We start from the raw sequence: 17,290 nt of genomic DNA on the forward strand, positions 1-17,290 counted from the left end.
CCCGGCCGACCCCTCCGGACCACGACCCCTTGCAGGTCTCTCGCCCCGCTGTCGACAGGCAGCGGGGCCGCTTTTTTGATCCCGCCGGGCACGCTGTCGTACGCCGTAGGCGCCGGGCCCGCGCTAATTGGCCAACGGCTCGCCTCCTCGTGTACAACACATCAGCAATCAAACGTGATTGCGATATTTTTCAGCCATCGGGGGAATTGGCGTGAAGTCAACTCGGCGTCTCATGTGCACTCTTGGTCTTGTCGGCCTGCTCGGAGCCGGCGTCACCGCCTGCGGCCCGGAGGACGCGCCCGGCGGGGACGCCGCGGACCCCGGAGCCTCCGCCCGCCCGTCGGCATCGGCTCAGCCGTCCCAGTCCGCCCGGCCGTCCCAGTCCGCCCGGCCGTCGGCGGACCCGAGCCAGGGTGACGACTCCTCCCGCGGTCCCGGCGCCGGCGACTGCGGCCGGCCGCCGAAGCTGCCGGCCGGGCACAAGATGATCGAGATCGCCACGCCGCCGCGGCAGGACTCGATGACCGCCAAGGACGCCAAGCCGACCTGCACGCCCAACGACTGGATCTACCACGGCCAGGGCGCGGCGAAGTACTACCTGTTCTCCCCGGGAGACGTGAAGGCGGAAGTGTCCACCGGACCCGGTTCCTTCAAGTCGGTGGTCGTCGGAGAGCTGTGGAACCACGTCAGCGACTGCATGACCGACATGAGCGCCGTCAAGGCGCCGTACACCTGCTCCGGGAACATCTACGACATCACGCTGGACGGCGAGGGCAAGGTGAAGAGCATCAAGGAGATCTGGCACCCCTGAGCCCCGCTCCCGCCCGGTCCGGGCGGGCGCTCTCCCGCGCTCCGGGTCCGGGGCCGACGCTCCCCCTCGCGGGGGAGCGTCCTCCGACCTGAAGAGGATGCGGCCGGTTCGCCGGGCTCGGCATCGTTGAGGGCCGCCGGACGACCACTGGCGACCGTCACGGGCCCGGCAGGCGGCCCGGAATCCAGGGAGGATCACGTGCGCGGAAAAACGGGGAACGTCAGGACGGCAGGGGTGGCCACGACGCTCGCACTGACCGCCGCCACCTTCGTCCTCCCTCTCGCCGCGGCCCAGCCCGCCGCTGCCGCATCGGAGTGCAAGAGCAGGATCGGCCATGCCAATTCGCGGAATTACTACGCCCTCATGTCCAGCAAGAACGGGGACGCAAAAGAGGCCGCGAGGTACAACTACGCCACCGTCAAGGCGATCCGCCCCGCCCTCCCGGCATGCCGGAACGCCCCTCACCGGGAGCGGGTGCGGGACCTCCTGAGGGAGTCCGAGGACAACGCCCAAGAGGCCCTGGCCGCCAACCGGCACGGAGACAAGCGCGCGGGCCGCAGGTACGAAGAGGTCGTGAAGAGCCGCCTCGAAGAGGCGCTCTACCGAGCCTGACGCAGCCGGTGCCGGACGGCCCGCCCGCCGCGACGGGCCCCGGCGGCCGCCGCCCCGTCGCGGCGCCCGGAGCCCGCGTCACCCCGCCGTGCGCAGCAGGTCGGTGATCGCCTGGAGGACGGCGTCCGGGCGCTCCTCGTGGAGCCAGCCGTGGCCGGCGTCGTCCAGGGTGCGGTGCTCGCCGCGCGGGACGGAGGCGGCGAGCTGTGCGTGCAGGGCGGCCTTGGCGCTGTTGATCGCCCGCAGCGTTTCCTCGGACCACAGCTGAGCCTGGGTGGCGTCGTGGCCCAGCACGGTGATCACGATCAGTGGCACGTCGGGGAGGGCCGGTGCGTGCCGGAGTTCACCGGCGACCTCGTCGTAGACGTTGCGGTTCTCGTACAGGCCGGTCTTCCACGACGCGAGGTGGTGTTCGATGAGCGGCTCACGGACGGCTTCCGGCCACTTCGCGAAGAGTGGTGCGGCCTGCTCCCGGGCCTGCTGGAGCTGCTCCTCCGTCGCCTCCGGCACCTCCTGGTCGTGCATCTGCGCCAGCTTCTCCCGCGCTTCCTGGGGGCCCCTATCGTGGAGGTCCTCGTGGAAGGGGTCCAGCAGGAGCAGGCCGGCCACCTCGTCGGGGAAGCGCTGCGCGTAGCGCCTGGCGTAGGCGCCGCCCAGGGAGTGGCCCACCAGTACATAGGGGGCGGGCACATCGGCGGCGCGCAGCAGGTCGCGGAGTTCGTCGGCGACCTCGGCGGCGGTCCGGGGCAGCAGCTCCAGCCCGTCGCTCCAGCCGGTGCCGGCGCGGTCGTAGAGCACGCTGGTGGTCAGCCCGGCCGTCCGGTCGTGGGTGTTCAGGTAGTCCAGGCCGACCAGTCCGGCGCCCGGCAGGAACACCACTGACGGGCCCCCGGTGCCGGAGCGGTGCAGCATCAGCCGCCGGCCCCGGACGTCGTACAGGCGCCCCAGCGGAGGCGGGGAGGGGGCGGCTTCGGGCCGGGCTGCGGGCGATGGGTGCGGCATGGTGGGTCCCTCGCATCTCATGGACGGGCTCGGCCGCCTCGGCCGGGCACGTTCCTTCTCGGAGCGGTCATTCTCAGATTCGAGAAAGGTGATTCTCAATGTTGAGAAAAGTATCGAAGCTGAGAAGATGTGTCCATGGAAACCGTTGATCTGCTCCTGCACCCGGTGCGGCTGCGCATCGTGCACGCCATGTACGACGGACGGACGCGTACGACCACCGAGCTCTGCGCCCTGCTGCCCGACGTGTCGAAGGCCACCGTCTACCGGCACGTCGGTCTCCTGGCCGACGGCGGACTGCTGCTGGTGGAGGACGAACAGCGGGTGCGCGGCTCCGTCGAGCGCCGCTACCGGCTGCACCGCGACCGGGCGGTGATCGACGCCGATGCGGCCGGGTCGATGTCGTCGGAGGACTACCGCCGGGGGTTCGCCGTGGCCATGGCCACCCTGCTGGCGGAGTTCAACGCCTACCTCGACCAGGACGGCGCCGACCCGGCCGCCGACCTGGTGGGCTTCCGGCAGCATGCGCTCTGGCTGAGCCGGCCGGAACTCACCGAGATGATCGGCGAGATGCGCGCGGCGATCGTGTCCCGGATGGGCCAGGAGCCCTCTCCCGAACGCATGCGGTATCTGCTCAGCCCGGTCCTCTTCCCCGCCCGCGCGCCCTCCCCGGGCGCACCCGACGGGCGGGCCGAGGACGGCGGCTGAGCCGGGGCGTGCGGCGGGCCCGGACGTGCGGGGCCGGGCCCGCTTTTCGCTACTGTCCGTCGGCCGCCGCCTGCAGCGCCGCCATGTCGATCTTCTTCATGCCGAGCATGGCCCGCATGGCCCGGGTGGCGCGGCCCTGGTCCGGGCCGCTCATCACCTCGGCCATCCCGGTGGGGACGACCTGCCAGGACAGGCCGAACCTGTCCTTCAGCCAGCCGCACGGGCCCTCCTCGCCGCCTTCGGAGAGCTTGTTCCAGTAGTGGTCGATCTCCTCCTGGTCGGCGCAGGTGATCATGAACGAGACCGCCTCGTCGAAGGTGAACTCGGGGCCGCCGTTGATCGCGGTGAATTCCTTGCCGTCGAGGACGAAGTCGACGGTCAGGACGGAGCCGGCCGGGCGCGGTCCGGCCTCGGTGTAGTAGGAGATGTTCTTGATCTTCGAGTTCGGGAACACCGAGACATAGAACTCGGCGGCCTCCACGCTCTGGGTGTCGAACCAGAGGTTGGGCGTGATCTGGGGCATGGGTCCTCCTGGCGCGGGTCGGCCGGGTCGGCGGTCGTCTGTAGCAGTACTGACCGTCGTGACGGGCGGAACTCATCGGCCATCGGGAGGAAATCCCGGCCCGGCCCTGCCCCCGGCCCTGCCCCGCCCTCGCCCCGGCCCGTGCCGGGCCGTCGTCAATCCCAGTGGAACGTCACGTCCTTGGTGTCGAGGTGCATCCCGAGCGGCACCCGCCAGGCGTCCACGCACACCCGCCAGGTGCCGGTCCTCTTCTCGCCGGGGGCGAGGGGCAGCGGGAGTTCGTGGGTGGAGTCGATGGTGGACCAGTCGACGCCGAGGGCGCCGATGATGTGGGTGCCGAAGGTGACGGTGCCGTCGGTGACCTTGCGGGTGCCGGTGTTGAGGAGGTCGAGGCTGACCTTTTCGCACCAGCGGACGTCGGTGTCCGCGAGGCCGGGCTTGCCGATCAGAAGGCCGGCGGGGGCGCCGGGGCCGGCGGGGATGGTGGGGGAGGGGGGCTCGGGGGCGGGCGAGGGGCTGCCGCCGCCGGTGCCGCCACTGCTGCCGCCGCTGCTGCCTCCTCCGCTGCCGGTGTCGCGTCCGGGGGAGCCGGGGGCCGTCGAGGAGCCGGGTGATCCGGGAGAGGTGGGGGAGGCGCTGCTGCCGTCCGCGCCGCCTGCGGTCCCGGTGAGGTCCGAGGGGGCCGTGCCGCCGGCGTCCGTCCCGGAGGGGGAGCCCGATGAGGGGCGTCCGTGGGAAGGGTGTGCGGCGGTGCCGTCATGGCCGGCTTTCCGGCTGTCCCGGTCGCCGTCCAGGGGGGTCAGCTCGACCTTGCCCTTGGGTGGCAGGGCGTTCGTCGGGGCCCGGCCGTCGGCGGGGCCCGCCGCGCCGAGCGCGACATAGCTTTTGGGGGCCGCGCTGCCGCAGCCGGTGAGCAGGACGCCCAGGCACAGTACGGTCGCCGAGGCGGAGGCAACTGTCGTCGTCCGTCGCATGGTGGGGACCTCCCAGCGGTAGCCGGGGGCCAGTGTTGCTGACGGGCCATCAGGAGTACAGGGGTGGGGGGTGGCGGGCCGTCGTCGCGGCCTTCCCTTGCAGCTGTCCGCCGAGCGGCGCACCCCTCGGCGGACCGGACCTCAGTCGGCGATGAGCCCGTCGCGCAGCTGCGCCAGGGTGCGGGTCAGCAGCCGGGAGACGTGCATCTGGGAGATGCCGACCTCCTCGCCGATCTGGGACTGCGTCATGTTGGCGAAGAAGCGCAACATGATGATCTGGCGCTCCCGGGGCGGGAGTTTGGCCAGCAGGGGCTTGAGGGACTCGCGGTACTCCACGCCCTCCAGCGCGGTGTCCTCGTAGCCGAGGCGGTCCGCGAGGGAGCCCTCGCCGCCGTCGTCCTCGGGGGACGGGGAGTCGAGCGAGGAGGCGGTGTAGGCGTTGCCGACCGCCAGGCCGTCGACGACGTCCTCCTCCGACACACCCAGGCACAGGGCGAGTTCGGGGACGGTCGGGGAGCGGTCCAGCTTCTGGGCGAGCTCGTCGCTGGCCTTGGTGAGGGCGAGGCGGAGCTCCTGGAGCCGGCGCGGGACCCGTACCGACCACGACGTGTCGCGGAAGAAGCGCTTGATCTCGCCGACGACGGTGGGCATCGCGAACGTCGGGAATTCCACGCCGCGTTCGCAATCGAAACGGTCGATGGCCTTGATCAGACCGATCGTGCCGACCTGGACGATGTCCTCCATCGGCTCATTACGGCTGCGGAAGCGGGCCGCGGCGTAACGGACGAGCGGGAGGTTCAGCTCGATGAGGGTGTCACGGACGTAGGTGCGCTCCGCGCAGTCCTTGTCGAGCGTGGCCAGCCGCAGGAACAGGGAGCGGGAGAGCGTACGGGTGTTGATGGCGGCGTCGTCGTGTACCTGGTCGACCTGGTCGTGCAGGTGCGGCGCGGGCGCGGGAATCGCGGGAAGCACCTTCGAGCTGCCCAGTTCTACGGACATGCCACCCCCTTGAGGTGTCGCTGCGGTGTCCTCGGGCCGGGGCGGACCGAGGAGTTATGCCTCCACCTGAATACCGGAGGCAGCGCCACGGCAAACGCGGTTTCTGCAGAATGTCACATGTCGGCAACACGCTGTAGCGCCATGTCGACATATCTGCGCAGGCTGTGCCGGGGCGGGTCGCCCGTCCCGGTTAGGCGTCGATCCTGTTTGCGGATCGCAGTCGGGCGAAGCTCCGCGACAGTAGCCGCGAGACATGCATCTGCGACACCCCCAGCTCGGCACTGATCTGTGACTGCGTCAGATTGCTGTAGTAACGGAGCAGGAGGATGCGCTGCTCGCGCTCGGGGAGCTGGACGAGCAGATGCCGTACGAGGTCGCGGTGCTCCACGCCGGCCAGCTCGGGATCCTCGTACCCGAGGCGGTCCAGGAGGCCGGGCAGGCCGTCGCCTTCCTGGGCGGCCTCCAGGGAGGTCGCATGGTACGAACGGCCCGCCTCCAGGCAGGCCAGTACCTCGTCCTCGCCGATCTTGAGGCGTTCGGCGATCTCGGCGGTGGTCGGGGAGCGGCCGTGCAACACCGTCAGATCCTCGGTGGCGCCGTTGACCTGCACCCACAGCTCGTGGAGGCGGCGCGGGACATGCACGGTACGGACATTGTCCCGAAAGTAGCGTTTGATCTCGCCGACGACGGTCGGCATCGCGAAGGTCGGGAACTGGACGCCCCGGTCGGGGTCGAACCGGTCGATCGCATTGATCAGGCCGATGGTGCCGACCTGGACGACGTCCTCCATGGGTTCGTTACGGCTGCGGAAGCGGGCCGCGGCATATCTGACCAGCGGAAGGTTGGCCTCGATGAGGGCGGCGCGGACCCGGGTGTGCTCGGGGGTGCCGGGCTCGAGGCCCGTCAGCTCCGCGAACAGCACCTGTGTGAGCGCCCGCGTGTCCGCGCTACGGCTCTCGCGGGATGGAGCCTTGGGCGCAGTACGGGCCGTCACGGTCACGCCACCCTTCACAGTGTATGTATCGGGCAAAAGCGGTCATAGCATCACAAGACATGTGCAGTGTGCGCAAGCACCGCATAATTCCGTGTTGGGCGGAGAGTTGGGCCGGTGGAGGGGCGCGAGATTTGCCGTTCGGGGGCGGGATATGACGAAGCCCCCCGCCCGTAAGGGGCGAGGGGCTCGGAGTGCGGGGTGCCGGGGCTCGGCGGCCGCCCTAGAACTCGTAGTCGGCGATCACCCAGGTGGCGAATTCGCGCCACTGACCGGCCGCGGCCTGGTGGGCGGGGTGCTCGATGTAGCGCTTGAGGGCATCGGTGTCGGCCACGGCGGAGTTGATCGCGAAGTCGTAGGCGATCGGGCGGTCGGTGATGTTCCAGGCGCACTCCCAGAACGTCAGCTCCGGGATCTCGTCCTTCAGGGCCGCGAACGCGCGGACGCCGGCCTGCACCCGCTCCTCGTCGCGGGAGACGCCTTCGTTGAGCTTGAACAGGACCAGGTGGCGGATCACTGGGACCTCCGTGCGGCGGACGATACGCGCCCGGTCGGGCGACCGGCCGGCGCCCCAGCCGACTACTTGATCAGCTGGGTCATGAACTCGCCGACGCCCTGAGCAGCGGACGAGATGCCCTCGAAGCCTATCTGGACGAGATCCGCGGCCCGTCCCGGGGACGTGATGATCGTGTAGAGCACGAAGACGATGACCAAATACAACGCGATCTTTTTTGCCTGCGCCATCGGTCCGGTCTCCCCTGTCCCCTACGGCAGTCCCTGGTTTTCCCCTGCTTTCCGCTGCCCTCCCGGCCCGGATGCAGTCGGGTGAGTCTAACCACAGGTGTTCGAGGGTGGCAGTGGTAAAGGCGCCGCCGGTGCGCGGTCGCTCCCCGGCCGCTGCGGCGCTGATCTGGCCTTTAAGGACCAAAGGCCCGGCAAGGGAGGTCCTTTGCCCGATGGTGGTGGCGGATGGCGGAGGCACGATAGGGGTGTCCGGCGGATCTGGCAGGAATCCGCGGGACCTGGGACGGGATTCCACTGCGGGGTCCGCGCCGCGCATCCCCCTGACTGCGGCGTGGACTTTGGGATCCGGTCTTCCTCGGGGGGAGCGGCCCCCGAGGCCGTTTCCCCCGACCGACCAGGAGCCCCGGCTCCCGGGCCATTGAGCGGCGGCCCGGAGCCGGGGCTCTGCCGTTCGCCCTTCCCCCGCCCGTCCCCCTCCCTTTCCCCTCGCGGCCCTCCTGCCCCCTGTGCCCCGCCCCGCTGCAACCGGCCGTAGGGTGACCCGCGTCCCTCACCCCGTACGGCCCGGACGCCCTGCGCGGCATGCATCATGTACGCGACAGAACGGAGCGTGGCAGCGCGCGCCACGGCGCGGTGTGTGCCGTGCGGGAGGACGAAAGGAACACAGGGCACCGACGATGAAGATCGACTGGGACCGGCGTACCTGCGCGCGCCGCGGGCACGTCACCTACGCCCCGCAGGAGGACAACCTGCGGGAGAGGCTGCACGCGGCCACCGCGCTCGGCGAGGCCTGGCGCTGTCTGCGCTGCGGCGACTTCGCGCTCGGCGAGCCGCACGGCTCCGGCCCGGCCGCCGACGCCCCCCTCGTCCCGCGCGGCAAGGTCCTGCGCGATCTGTTCCTCCTGCGCTTCCTGGCCGTCGAACGGGCCATCCGCGGCGTGTTCATCGTGCTGGCCGCGGTCGGCGTGTGGCAGTTCAGCAACCGCAAGGACGCGGTCCGCCGCTTCTTCGACGAGTACGTCGCGGTGCTCCGTCCGGTGGCCCGGCACTTCCACTACGACCTGGACCACTCACCGGTCGTCGGCACCATCCAGAAGACCTTCGGCTATCAGCACTCCACGCTGATGCTGGTGGCCGCGCTGCTGCTCGTGTACGCCCTGGTGGAGATCGTCGAGGGCGTGGGCCTGTGGCGCGCCAAGCGGTGGGCGGAGTATCTGACGGTGGTGGCCACGGCGGCCTTCCTGCCGCTGGAGATCTACGAGCTGACGGAGAAGGTCAGCTGGCTCAAGATCGCCACGCTGGTCATCAACATTCTTGCGGTGCTCTACATCGCGGTCACCAAGCGGCTGTTCGGCCTACGGGGCGGCCGCAGGGCCTTCGACGAGGAGCGGCACAGCGCCTCCCTCATGGAGGTCGAAACCTCGGCAGGGGTTCCCGCCCCCGCCCATAATGGCTGACGCCACGACCCGAGGGGGATCCATCATGTCCACGCCCACGCCCACGCCCACCACGGCCGCCGCGCATCCTGCGTCCCGCATCCGCAGCCGGCGCCGGCCGGCCGTCGTCCTGGCGCTGCTGTTCGGCCTGCTGGCCGTGGCCGCCGGGCCCGCCGTGGCCGCCGAGACCGCCGTCGCGCCCCGCGCCGCGGTGAGCGCCGCCGACGGCTCCGCGCGCGTCTCCGCCGCCGCTCCCGCGTCCCCGCTGACGTTCGGGCGGCACGGCCACAGCTCGTTCTCGCACCACGCGTCCCACTCTTCGCACTTCGTCTCGAAGGGCAAGAAGACGTCGAAGTGGAAGAAGAAGGTCAAGAAGAAGTCGAAGAGCTTCTTCAAGAAGCTCGGCATCATCGCGATCGTGCTGTTCGTGGTCTTCCTGGTCATCGCGGTGGTCGTGATCTGGCTGATCGTCCACTTCATCCGCCGCGCGCTGGGCCGTCGTCACGACTGAGGCCCGGCCCGGCCGGTCTCCGGCCCTGTGCAGCTACGGACATCCCGCGGCGGCGCCCCGAACCGGGGCGCCGCCGCGCGCTGTTCACGCCTCCCCGGCGCGCCGCCTCACCCCGCCACCGTGAGCCACAGCAGCGCGGCGTTGAGCAGCGTGCTGACCGAGGCGGCGGCCACCGCGCAGACGGTGGTGACGCGGCCGTTGACCAGCTCGCCCATCACCTCGCGCCGCCCGGTGAACGCCACCAGGGGCCAGAGCGCGAACGGTATGCCGAAGCTCAGTACGACCTGGGAGAGCACCAGGGCCTGTCCGGGCTCGGCGCCGAGGGCCAGCACCGCCAGCGCCGGGACGAGGGTGAGCAGGCGGCGTACCGCGAGCGGAAAGGTGCGCCCGACGAACCCTTCGAGGATCACCGCCCCGGCGTAGGTGCCCACCGAGGTGGCGGCGAACCCCGACGCGAGCAGGGCCAGGGCGAAGAGCATCGCCGGCAGCGGGCCGAGCGCGGCGGCCAGCCCGCCGTGCGCCGCCTCGATCGAGTCGCCCGCCCCCGCGCCGAGGGTGGCGGCACCGACGACGAGCATCGCCAGATTCACCACCGCCGCGGTGCTCATCGCCGCCGTCACATCGAGCCGGGTCGCGACGAGCAGTCTCCGCTTCCCGCCCCGGTGGTCGCCGTGCCGGTCGCGGACCAGCGCACCGTGCAGATAGATCGCATGCGGCATGACGGTCGCGCCGACGATCCCGCAGGCGAGGAGGAGGCTGTCGCCGCCGGCGAACCGCGGCACCATCCCGGACGCGACCCCGCCGGCCGAGAACCCGCCGCTGAACGCGTCGTACAGGAACCCGATCAGCACCACCGCCAGCAGCCCGGCGACGACCGCCTCGAACGGCCGCTGGCCGCGCCGCGACTGCACGACGATCACCAGCCATGAGGCCAGCCCGGTGATCAGACCGCCCGGGAGCAACGGGATCCCGAACAGCAGATGCAGGGCGACGGCGCCGCCGACCACCTCGGCGAGGTCGGTGGCCATGGCGACGATTTCCGCCTGGGCCCACAGCGCCAGCCGGGTGCCACGGCCGAAGCGCTGCGCACACATCTCCGGCAGGGTGCGGCCGGTGGCGATGGTGAGCTTGGCGGACAGGTACTGCACCAGCATCGCCATCGCGCTGGCGCCGACCACCACCCAGACCAGGAGGTAGCCGTAGCGGGCGCCGGCGGTGATGTTGGTGGCGACATTACCGGGGTCGACATAGGCGACGGCCGCCACGAACGCGGGGCCCATCAGGCGGACCACGGTCAGCGGCCGGGCGCTTTCGGCGGCGGCCGGGCGGTGGGGTGCGAGGCCGGGAGGGGACGGGCTGCTCATCGGGACGGGCCCTTCATCGGGACGGGGGTGTCTCGGCGGCGGGGCGTACGGGGGATTGCGGGGCGTCCGGAGCGGGGGACCGCCGTCCGGCGTCGCGCGGCAGGCTGAGGACCGGCTCGACGTCATGGCCGAGCTTTCCGACCGTGATCGCTCCGCCGGGCGAGCCGATCTCCGTGAAGAATTCCGCGTTGGCTCCGGTGTACGCGGACCACTTGTCCGGAACGTCGTCCTCGAAGTAGATGGCCTCCACCGGGCAGACGACCTCGCAGGCGGCGCAGTCCACGCATTCCTCCGGGTGGATGTACATCATCCGGTCGCCCTGATAAATGCAGTCGACCGGGCATTCCTCGACACATGCCTGGTCCAGCACATCCGCGCAGGGCTCGGCGACCACGTACGCCATTGGGGACTCCTGTCTGTGCGTCAAGAAATCTGGGGCAGGAAATCTGGGTCGAGAGATCTGGGGCAGGGGATCTGGGGCAAGGAATGCGGGGCGTTGGATCCGGGTCGACACCTCGCGTGCGTCGGCGCAGGTGCATCGAGCGCGGTGCATCGAGCCTCGTGCAGCGGGAGTTGTGGCGGGGGCCGCGGCCGGGAACGGGGCCGCGGCCGGGGGCTACGCGCGCGGCCGGGCCGCGGTGCTGCGGGCACCCCAGGACGTGGCGACCAGTGCCACCAGCGTCATGACCGCCAGCAGGCTCCAGCCGGGCGTGTAGCTGTGGGTCGAGTCCTTGAGGAGGCCCAGTACGGGAGGAACGGCGATGACCGCGATCTGGTTGACGGCCATGGCCAGGCCGAGCGCGAAGCCGGTCTTGTCGGGGCTCGCCGACTCGGCGACATAGGCCACCCAGGGGCCGTACCAGCCGAATCCGAAGAAGCCGAGCCAGGCGACCAGGATTCCGGCGAGGACGGCGGAGTGCAGCGGGACGACCACCAGCACGATCAGGCCGGCGATCACCGCGCTCATACAGACGAGTACGGGAAGATAGCGCCCGGATGTGCAGCGGTCGCTCCAGGCGGCCAGGACGATCCGTCCCGCGACGCCGCCGCATTGCGCGACGAAGAGCAGCAGCGCCGCCGTGCCGATGCTCAACGACGCCTTGTCGTGCAGGTAGAGCACCGTGAGCACCTGAATTCCGTACTGCACGGAAATCAGGCTCACGCCCGACAGCATGATCTTTCCCATGGCCGGTTCGCGGACCATCCGCAGCCGGGACCTCAGTTCCGCGCCGATCGATGTGCCCGAGGACTTCGGGCGGGGCGCGGCGGCCGATTCGGGTGCCCGGTAGAAGCTCATGAAGACGCAGGCGCCGAGCAGCGCCACCAGGCCGCCGGTGACGAAGGCCGACCGCCAGCCCAGCTCGTTCGCCAGGTAGGGCAGCAGCGCGGCGGCCAGCGCCCCGCCCAGCGGCAGGCCCGCCTGGCGGATCCCCATGGCGAATCCCCGCCGGCTGGAATCGAACCACTGGGCCACCGATTTGCTGCCGCCGGGCTGGGCCGTGCTGTAGCCCGTACCGACCACGATCAACAGCAGCAGCAGCGACACATAGCCCGTGGCGAGGCTGCCGCCGAGCAGCGAGAGCGCCACCAGCAGGGTGCCGATTCCCACGACCCAGCGTTCGCTGTAGCGGTCCAGCAATTCGCCGGCGACCAGCAGACCGACCAGCGGTACGAGCTGCGCCGCCGAAATGAGCAGACCGATCTCGGTGGTGGTCAGATGGAGATCACGCTGAAGATAGACGCCGATCGCGCCGATGCCCTGGACGAAGAATGCGGCACTGGCCTGGGCGAACGTGGCGATGCCGAGGATCACCCAGCGATAGCTCTGCGCGCGTAAGGGGACCGTGACCGAGCTCATCCGACGGTTACCAGGCCGGTGGGGTCGGCCGCCGGCGCCGCGACGGGCTCCGGTGCGGCCTCGGGCTCCGGTGCGGCCTCGGGCAGGGCCGTGCCCAGCGGGCGTTCCCGCTGTACGGACAGCAGCTCGTCCTGGACGCCCAGCAGGCCCATCCGCTCGAAGATCGCATCGTGGTCGAGTTCGAGGGCGGCGCCGTTGGCGTCCACCTCCTCGATGGCCTGGGCGATGAGCTGGATGTTGTCGGCGAGCTGGACCTGTCCGGCGCCGTCGACCATATAAGGCGTGTCCTCCATTCCCACCCGCAGAATGTCGACCCGGCTGTCCGGCTGTGACGCCCAGGCCGCGAGGCGGCGTACCGCGCAGGCCTTTGTGCCGCGTCGCGGCCCGATATCCAGCTCCTTGAAGTGCTGGTCCGCGTGTTGCGGCAGCACCGCGGCGCCCACGCTGACGGTGACCTTGCGCTTTTTCACGCCGGGCTCGGCGAGGTCGTATTCGAGGCTCTTTGCCGCATCGACGACCCGCTTGAACTCGGCGTAGTTCTCCGGGAAGGGAAGCCGCGGCGAGAAGCCGAAGAGAAGGGTGATGTTCAGCTGTCCGGAACTGCCCAGGCGCATCGCCGGGTGCTCGACCGCGTACCGGGTCATCGCATAGCTGCGCAGCAGCTGCACCCATTCGATCTCATGGAAGAGGACGAGCTGCCGCCGGGCCTGAATGGCATTCCGGTAGACATGGAACTGGATCAGCGGCGAGGTCTTGCCGTAGTCCGCGCCCTTGCTCGTCGAGTGGGTGTCCAATTGGGCGTCCTGCACCCGGTCGGAAGGTTCGTATGCGTCGATGGCCGCAAGGAATTCCGGAGAGGACACGAAGTCCAGGTCCAGTACCCGGCCCTGCTTCTCCAGCTGCCGTTCCAGCTCGCAAATGATCTGGAGTTCGACGGCGGCCTGAATCGTGACGTAATGCGCCCCGCCGAGATGGAGCGGGATGGCGCACTGGCTGACCCGTTCCCACTCCCCGAAGGCGCGGATGCGCTCCCGCACCTCGCCGCCGTTACGGCTGGCACCGAAGCTGAGCAGGATGTCCTTGCACCGGCGCTGCACGCCCCGGCTGATCTCCTGGTAGATCTCGTTGTCCGTGGTCTGCTCGTGCGTCAGGGGATTCCTGGCGTGGTAGTGGTAATACCGGCAGCCCATTCCGTACAGCGCCTCGGCCTCGGCGATGGAGGCCATGGCCGACGTTTTGATGGTTTTTCCGGTGCAGATGCTGTCCAGCGTGCTGTCGCCGGTCAGCCGGTGGTTGTTCGGCGTGAATTTTGCACCCGTGGAGGCGCAGCCAAGTATCAGAGTCTTCCCGTGCGATAACGCAGTCGGCATCGAATGTCCCCAATGGATATTCAGCCGGGGCAGACGTCACCCCGGTGCGCTGGTGGTCTACGGCGTGGTGGCTCTTGGCTCAATGCGTCCGCTATCGGGACGTCACTGGCTCGATCTCGGCGGTCATGGACGGTCCGCAGGAAGGAGAACACCTCACGGGGCGAATCCGGTAAGCATCCGGTCGAACCCCGGGGTGATCGTTCACGACTTTAACCGGCCTTGGTGGTCTTTGCAGGCGCCGATTGTGAACTGAACCGGAATGAACTATTTCGCTTTCACGCAACGTATGGGTGGCCGTGGGGGAGCGCGCCAATGATCGATGCATCGCAGACCGGAAATGCTCGGCAAAATCCGGTGCGACGAAGAAGGGTCATCATCAACCGAGGGTGATCATTGTGGCGTCCCTCACACTCACCTTTGATATGACGCCTTAACGCTCCATTCACCTGCGATCTCACGCCAATGCTCCGGCCTTGGTGCCCGGGGCGCATCGCGCCTCGGGACGGCTCCGGCCCGCGGACGGCCGCGGCGGGAATTCCCGGCTGCCCGGCCGGGCGCCGCGGCCACCGGGCAGCGCGCCTAGGGCACCGTCCGGAAGCACACCGCATCGGTCAACTCCCGGGCCCGGCGGCGCGCCTGGGCGGCATCCGGCGCGCCGACGACGACGAAGCCGACCCGGTCACCGGACCGCTGCAGCGGCCGGATGACATCGCCCGCCGCGACGGTCAGCTCGGCGTACAGGACGTCCGGCTGCGCCCGCACCTCCTCCCAGCCCTCGACCGCGACCAGCCGGCCGGGCGGCGGGGTGAAATAGCGGACCGCGGCGCCGCGCACCGCCTCCAGGGACGCCGGGGTTCCCGGCCGGGCACCGTGCCGCGGGGCGCCGGCCAGCATGTCGTCGTAGAGCAGCCCGTACACGTCCAGCCCCGGGATGGCATGGGCCAGCATCCGGTGGATCCAGTCCCCGCCGTAGCGTCCGTGCACCTCGCCGAGGACCACCCCGGTGGCGGTGAGCCACAGCTCCACATGGAAGGCGCCGGTGCGCAGCCCCAGGGTGGTCAGCGCCGCGGCCACCTGACGTTCGATCTCGTGCCGTGCGGTATCGGGGAGTTCGGCGGGCAGGACGTGTCCCACCTCGACGAAATAGGGCGGCGGCACCTTCTCCTTCGCCGTAATGGCGAGAATCCTCGGAACACCGTCCAGAAATGCCCCCTCGACGCTGAACTCCGGCCCCTCGACGTACTCCTCCACCAGGAACGGCTTGGTGTCGGGCAGCAGCTTCAGGGCCGCGGGCAGCTCCGCGGGCGCGTGCAGCAGGCTCACCCCGATGCTTCCCATCGCATCGCGCGGCTTGACGATCCAGGGCCCGGCCGACTCCCGCAGGAACGCCCCGGCTTCGGCCGCGTCGGCGCACAGCCGGACCTCGGGCTGGGCGAAGCCGGCCGCCGCGAGCGCGCGCCGGCAGGCGTCCTTGGTGCGGATGCGGCGGATCGCCTCGGGCGGATTGCCCGGCGCCCCGATGGCCTCGGCGGTCTCGGCCACCGCCACCTGGGCCATCTCCTGGAGCGCGAAGACGGCGTCGAAGCGCTCGCCCCGCGCCGCCCGACGGCGCGCCCACTCGGCGGTGGCGCCCGGCGCGGTGTGGTCCACCGCGGAGGCCGCATCCGCCGCGTCGAGCGCCGGCCCGGTGGCGGCCAGCGCGTCGGCCGGGCCGGTGACGTGCGTGTACAGGCCGCGCGCGCGGGCCTGGGCCAGGGCCCGTTCCAGCATGTCGATGCTGAGGGACACCGGCCGCGCGCCGCCGACCAGCAGCAGGCGCGGGGGGAGCGGATCGGTCGGGGCGTCGGACATCGTGGGGATCCTCCGGTGGCCGGTTCGTGACAGGGGATGAGTTCACACACTGAACACACTTGAGAACAAGGGGAGTTGCTGAGCCGTCGTGGTCCTTGCGCGGACCAGGTTACGAGCCGTGCCTGAGCGTGGCGGCGCGGCGGATCGCGCCGGTGCGGTACGGCGGAACCGGGAGAACGGGGCGGTTCCGAGCGATCGGGGAGGAACTTCGCTCTTGCGCAGGAAGCCGCCGCGTGCTGTCAACGATGTATTGAGCCAATGCAGGTATCTACATTCCCTTGGCATATGAATATTTTTCTTGTGTCGGACATCGGTCGGGATCTATCGTTGCCCCACGGCGCACACGAGAGATTGGATCCCTCGAGCACCTATGAAATCCGACAGAGCAACGCTCACTCCTCATATGTTGAAGTACGAGGAGAAGTTCGATGACCGCGGCCAGATCCGCTGGCTGCCGTATCTCATGTATTTCCATCCGGCGAACCATTCCTCGGAAGTCGTCAATACCGATGAGCTCGGTTTCCGAATATCCCATGGTGCGGACGCCCGTGCCTCGGTGGGCGGGAGAAAGCCGCAAGGGCCGGCCCGATTATTGGTCGGCAGCTCCACGGTGTTCGGCATCGGGGCGACGAACGACGCGGCGACGCTGTCGTCCCGGCTGTGGACGAAGCACGCACCCGCCCGCCCCTGGCTCAATTTCGGCGGCCGCAGCTTCAATTCCACCCAGGAACTTCTGCTCTTCACCCTCCACCGGCATCTGCTGCCCGAGATCGATGAGATCGTCATCTTCTCCGGCTTCAACGACCTGGGTCTGGCCCGGCTGCCGGAGAGCCTGCGCGGGGACCACGGTGCGTTCTTCAACTGCGGCGACTTCTTCTCCCGGATGGGCGCACCGCAGGACGAGGCCCGCCCGGCCGGGCCCCGCAAACGCGGGTGGCTCCGGGGCCCGGCGGCCCCCGAGACCCCGGCGCCGGCCGTACCGACCCTCGACGATCAGATCGCCACGGCCGCGGATCTCACCCTCCGCCATCTCGACACCTGGCGACTCTTCGCGGAGGCGATGGGGGCCAGGATCACCTACGTGCTGCAGCCGCTCGCCACCTGGGTCCGGGAACGGCCCGCGCCCCAGGAGATCGCGCTGTTCGACGAACTCGACCGGATCTCCCATTTCGGCACGGTCTACGGCGATATCGCGAAAATGGAATCCGGCCGGCGCTATGCCGATGTCCTGCGGCGCGGTTGCGACAAGCTCGGCATGCGTTTCTTCGACCTGAGCCCCGTGCTGTCGGAAGCGGTGAGCCAGAACGACTGGCTTTTCGTCGACCGCATCCATTTCACGGACGAGGGACACGACCTGGTGGCCGGCACCCTCGCCGACCTGCTGGAGATTTCCTGACCGGCGGACCCCCGGCCCGGCACCCGCAGAAGACGGAGAGAGAGCCATGTCGTTCCTGAAGAGAATCCTGGACAAGATATTCCGGCGCAAACCCAAGAAACCGGATGACGCGTCCATCTACCCGATGTTCTGAGCCGGGCCGG

At 69.9% G+C, this 17,290-nt stretch carries 18 protein-coding genes and 1 pseudogene; 7 read left to right on the plus strand and 12 right to left on the minus strand.

What is annotated here, in order from left to right:
• Positions 1-232: 232 nt before the first annotated feature.
• Both AC5677_RS20600 and AC5677_RS20605 read left to right on the plus strand, forming a co-directional pair.
• On the plus strand, positions 233-811 hold the full coding sequence (locus tag AC5677_RS20600; RefSeq protein ID WP_497189389.1) for a hypothetical protein: 579 nt from the start codon (positions 233-235) through the stop codon (positions 809-811).
• Positions 812-1,045: 234 nt separating this feature from the next.
• On the plus strand, positions 1,046-1,423 hold the full coding sequence (locus AC5677_RS20605; RefSeq protein ID WP_497189390.1) for a hypothetical protein: 378 nt from the start codon (positions 1,046-1,048) through the stop codon (positions 1,421-1,423).
• A 78-nt stretch (positions 1,424-1,501) separates the two neighbouring features.
• Here the strand turns inward: AC5677_RS20605 and AC5677_RS20610 are convergent, their stop codons facing one another.
• A complete protein-coding gene (locus AC5677_RS20610; RefSeq protein WP_497189391.1) occupies positions 1,502-2,425 on the minus strand; it encodes an alpha/beta fold hydrolase in 924 nt (307 codons plus the stop codon).
• A 135-nt stretch (positions 2,426-2,560) separates the two neighbouring features.
• Between AC5677_RS20610 and AC5677_RS20615 the strand changes: the two genes are divergently transcribed.
• Entirely contained in the window at positions 2,561-3,130 is a 570-nt protein-coding gene (locus AC5677_RS20615; RefSeq protein WP_497189392.1) for a helix-turn-helix domain-containing protein, read from the plus strand.
• A gap of 49 nt (positions 3,131-3,179) precedes the next feature.
• On the opposite strand, the gene AC5677_RS20620 is transcribed toward AC5677_RS20615, so the two are convergent.
• The 6 genes from AC5677_RS20620 to AC5677_RS20645 form a co-directional block, all read right to left on the minus strand.
• A complete protein-coding gene (locus AC5677_RS20620; protein ID WP_497189393.1) occupies positions 3,180-3,653 on the minus strand; it encodes a VOC family protein in 474 nt (157 codons plus the stop codon).
• A 155-nt stretch (positions 3,654-3,808) separates the two neighbouring features.
• Entirely contained in the window at positions 3,809-4,627 is an 819-nt protein-coding gene (locus AC5677_RS20625) for a hypothetical protein (RefSeq protein ID WP_497189394.1), read from the minus strand.
• 141 nt (positions 4,628-4,768) lie between these two features.
• Positions 4,769-5,626: an RNA polymerase sigma factor SigF gene (locus AC5677_RS20630; protein ID WP_403499392.1), complete on the minus strand. Its 858-nt coding sequence runs from the start codon at positions 5,624-5,626 to the stop codon at positions 4,769-4,771.
• Between the two features lie 190 nt (positions 5,627-5,816).
• Complete coding sequence (locus AC5677_RS20635) at positions 5,817-6,626, minus strand: RNA polymerase sigma factor SigF (protein WP_362702785.1); 810 nt, start codon at positions 6,624-6,626, stop codon at positions 5,817-5,819.
• Between the two features lie 214 nt (positions 6,627-6,840).
• Positions 6,841-7,134: a Dabb family protein gene (locus AC5677_RS20640; protein ID WP_497189395.1), complete on the minus strand. Its 294-nt coding sequence runs from the start codon at positions 7,132-7,134 to the stop codon at positions 6,841-6,843.
• 62 nt (positions 7,135-7,196) lie between these two features.
• Positions 7,197-7,361, minus strand: coding sequence for a hypothetical protein (locus tag AC5677_RS20645; RefSeq protein ID WP_362702783.1), 165 nt, complete (start codon positions 7,359-7,361; stop codon positions 7,197-7,199).
• Between the two features lie 677 nt (positions 7,362-8,038).
• Between AC5677_RS20645 and AC5677_RS20650 the strand changes: the two genes are divergently transcribed.
• On the plus strand, positions 8,039-8,818 hold the full coding sequence (locus tag AC5677_RS20650; RefSeq protein WP_497189396.1) for a DUF2127 domain-containing protein: 780 nt from the start codon (positions 8,039-8,041) through the stop codon (positions 8,816-8,818).
• Positions 8,819-8,843: 25 nt separating this feature from the next.
• The gene (locus AC5677_RS20655) at positions 8,844-9,308 is read left to right on the plus strand and encodes a hypothetical protein (protein WP_497189397.1); all 465 of its coding nucleotides are present in this window, start codon (positions 8,844-8,846) and stop codon (positions 9,306-9,308) included.
• A 107-nt stretch (positions 9,309-9,415) separates the two neighbouring features.
• Here AC5677_RS20655 and AC5677_RS20660 read toward each other — a convergent pair whose 3' ends face one another.
• From AC5677_RS20660 to AC5677_RS20675, 4 genes and pseudogenes are all read right to left on the minus strand, one after another.
• Positions 9,416-10,672, minus strand: a complete 1,257-nt coding sequence (locus tag AC5677_RS20660; RefSeq protein WP_497189398.1) for an Nramp family divalent metal transporter — start codon at positions 10,670-10,672, stop codon at positions 9,416-9,418.
• A 97-nt stretch (positions 10,673-10,769) separates the two neighbouring features.
• Positions 10,770-11,075: pseudogene (fdxA, locus tag AC5677_RS20665) on the minus strand (ferredoxin); the annotation flags it as partial.
• A gap of 213 nt (positions 11,076-11,288) precedes the next feature.
• Positions 11,289-12,530 (minus strand): MFS transporter, encoded by a 1,242-nt coding sequence (locus AC5677_RS20670; protein ID WP_497189399.1) that lies wholly within the window; start codon positions 12,528-12,530, stop codon positions 11,289-11,291.
• The gene (locus tag AC5677_RS20675; RefSeq protein ID WP_497189400.1) at positions 12,527-13,756 is read right to left on the minus strand and encodes a 3-keto-5-aminohexanoate cleavage protein; all 1,230 of its coding nucleotides are present in this window, start codon (positions 13,754-13,756) and stop codon (positions 12,527-12,529) included. The genes AC5677_RS20670 and AC5677_RS20675 overlap by 4 nt, the downstream gene beginning before the upstream one ends.
• On the opposite strand from AC5677_RS20675, the gene AC5677_RS20680 reads away from it, so the two are divergent.
• Positions 13,755-14,153: a hypothetical protein gene (locus tag AC5677_RS20680; RefSeq protein WP_497189401.1), complete on the plus strand. Its 399-nt coding sequence runs from the start codon at positions 13,755-13,757 to the stop codon at positions 14,151-14,153. The genes AC5677_RS20675 and AC5677_RS20680 overlap by 2 nt on opposite strands.
• 326 nt (positions 14,154-14,479) lie before the next feature.
• On the opposite strand, the gene AC5677_RS20685 is transcribed toward AC5677_RS20680, so the two are convergent.
• Positions 14,480-15,751 carry an ATP-grasp domain-containing protein gene (locus tag AC5677_RS20685; RefSeq protein WP_497189402.1) on the minus strand — a complete coding sequence of 424 codons (1,272 nt, stop codon included), beginning with the start codon at positions 15,749-15,751 and terminating at the stop codon, positions 14,480-14,482.
• Between the two features lie 403 nt (positions 15,752-16,154).
• Here AC5677_RS20685 and AC5677_RS20690 point away from each other — a divergent pair, with 403 nt between their 5' ends.
• On the plus strand, positions 16,155-17,147 hold the full coding sequence (locus AC5677_RS20690) for an SGNH/GDSL hydrolase family protein (RefSeq protein ID WP_497189403.1): 993 nt from the start codon (positions 16,155-16,157) through the stop codon (positions 17,145-17,147).
• Positions 17,148-17,290: the final 143 nt, after the last annotated feature.

This window comes from Streptomyces sp. JLSY215 (assembly GCF_059682825.1).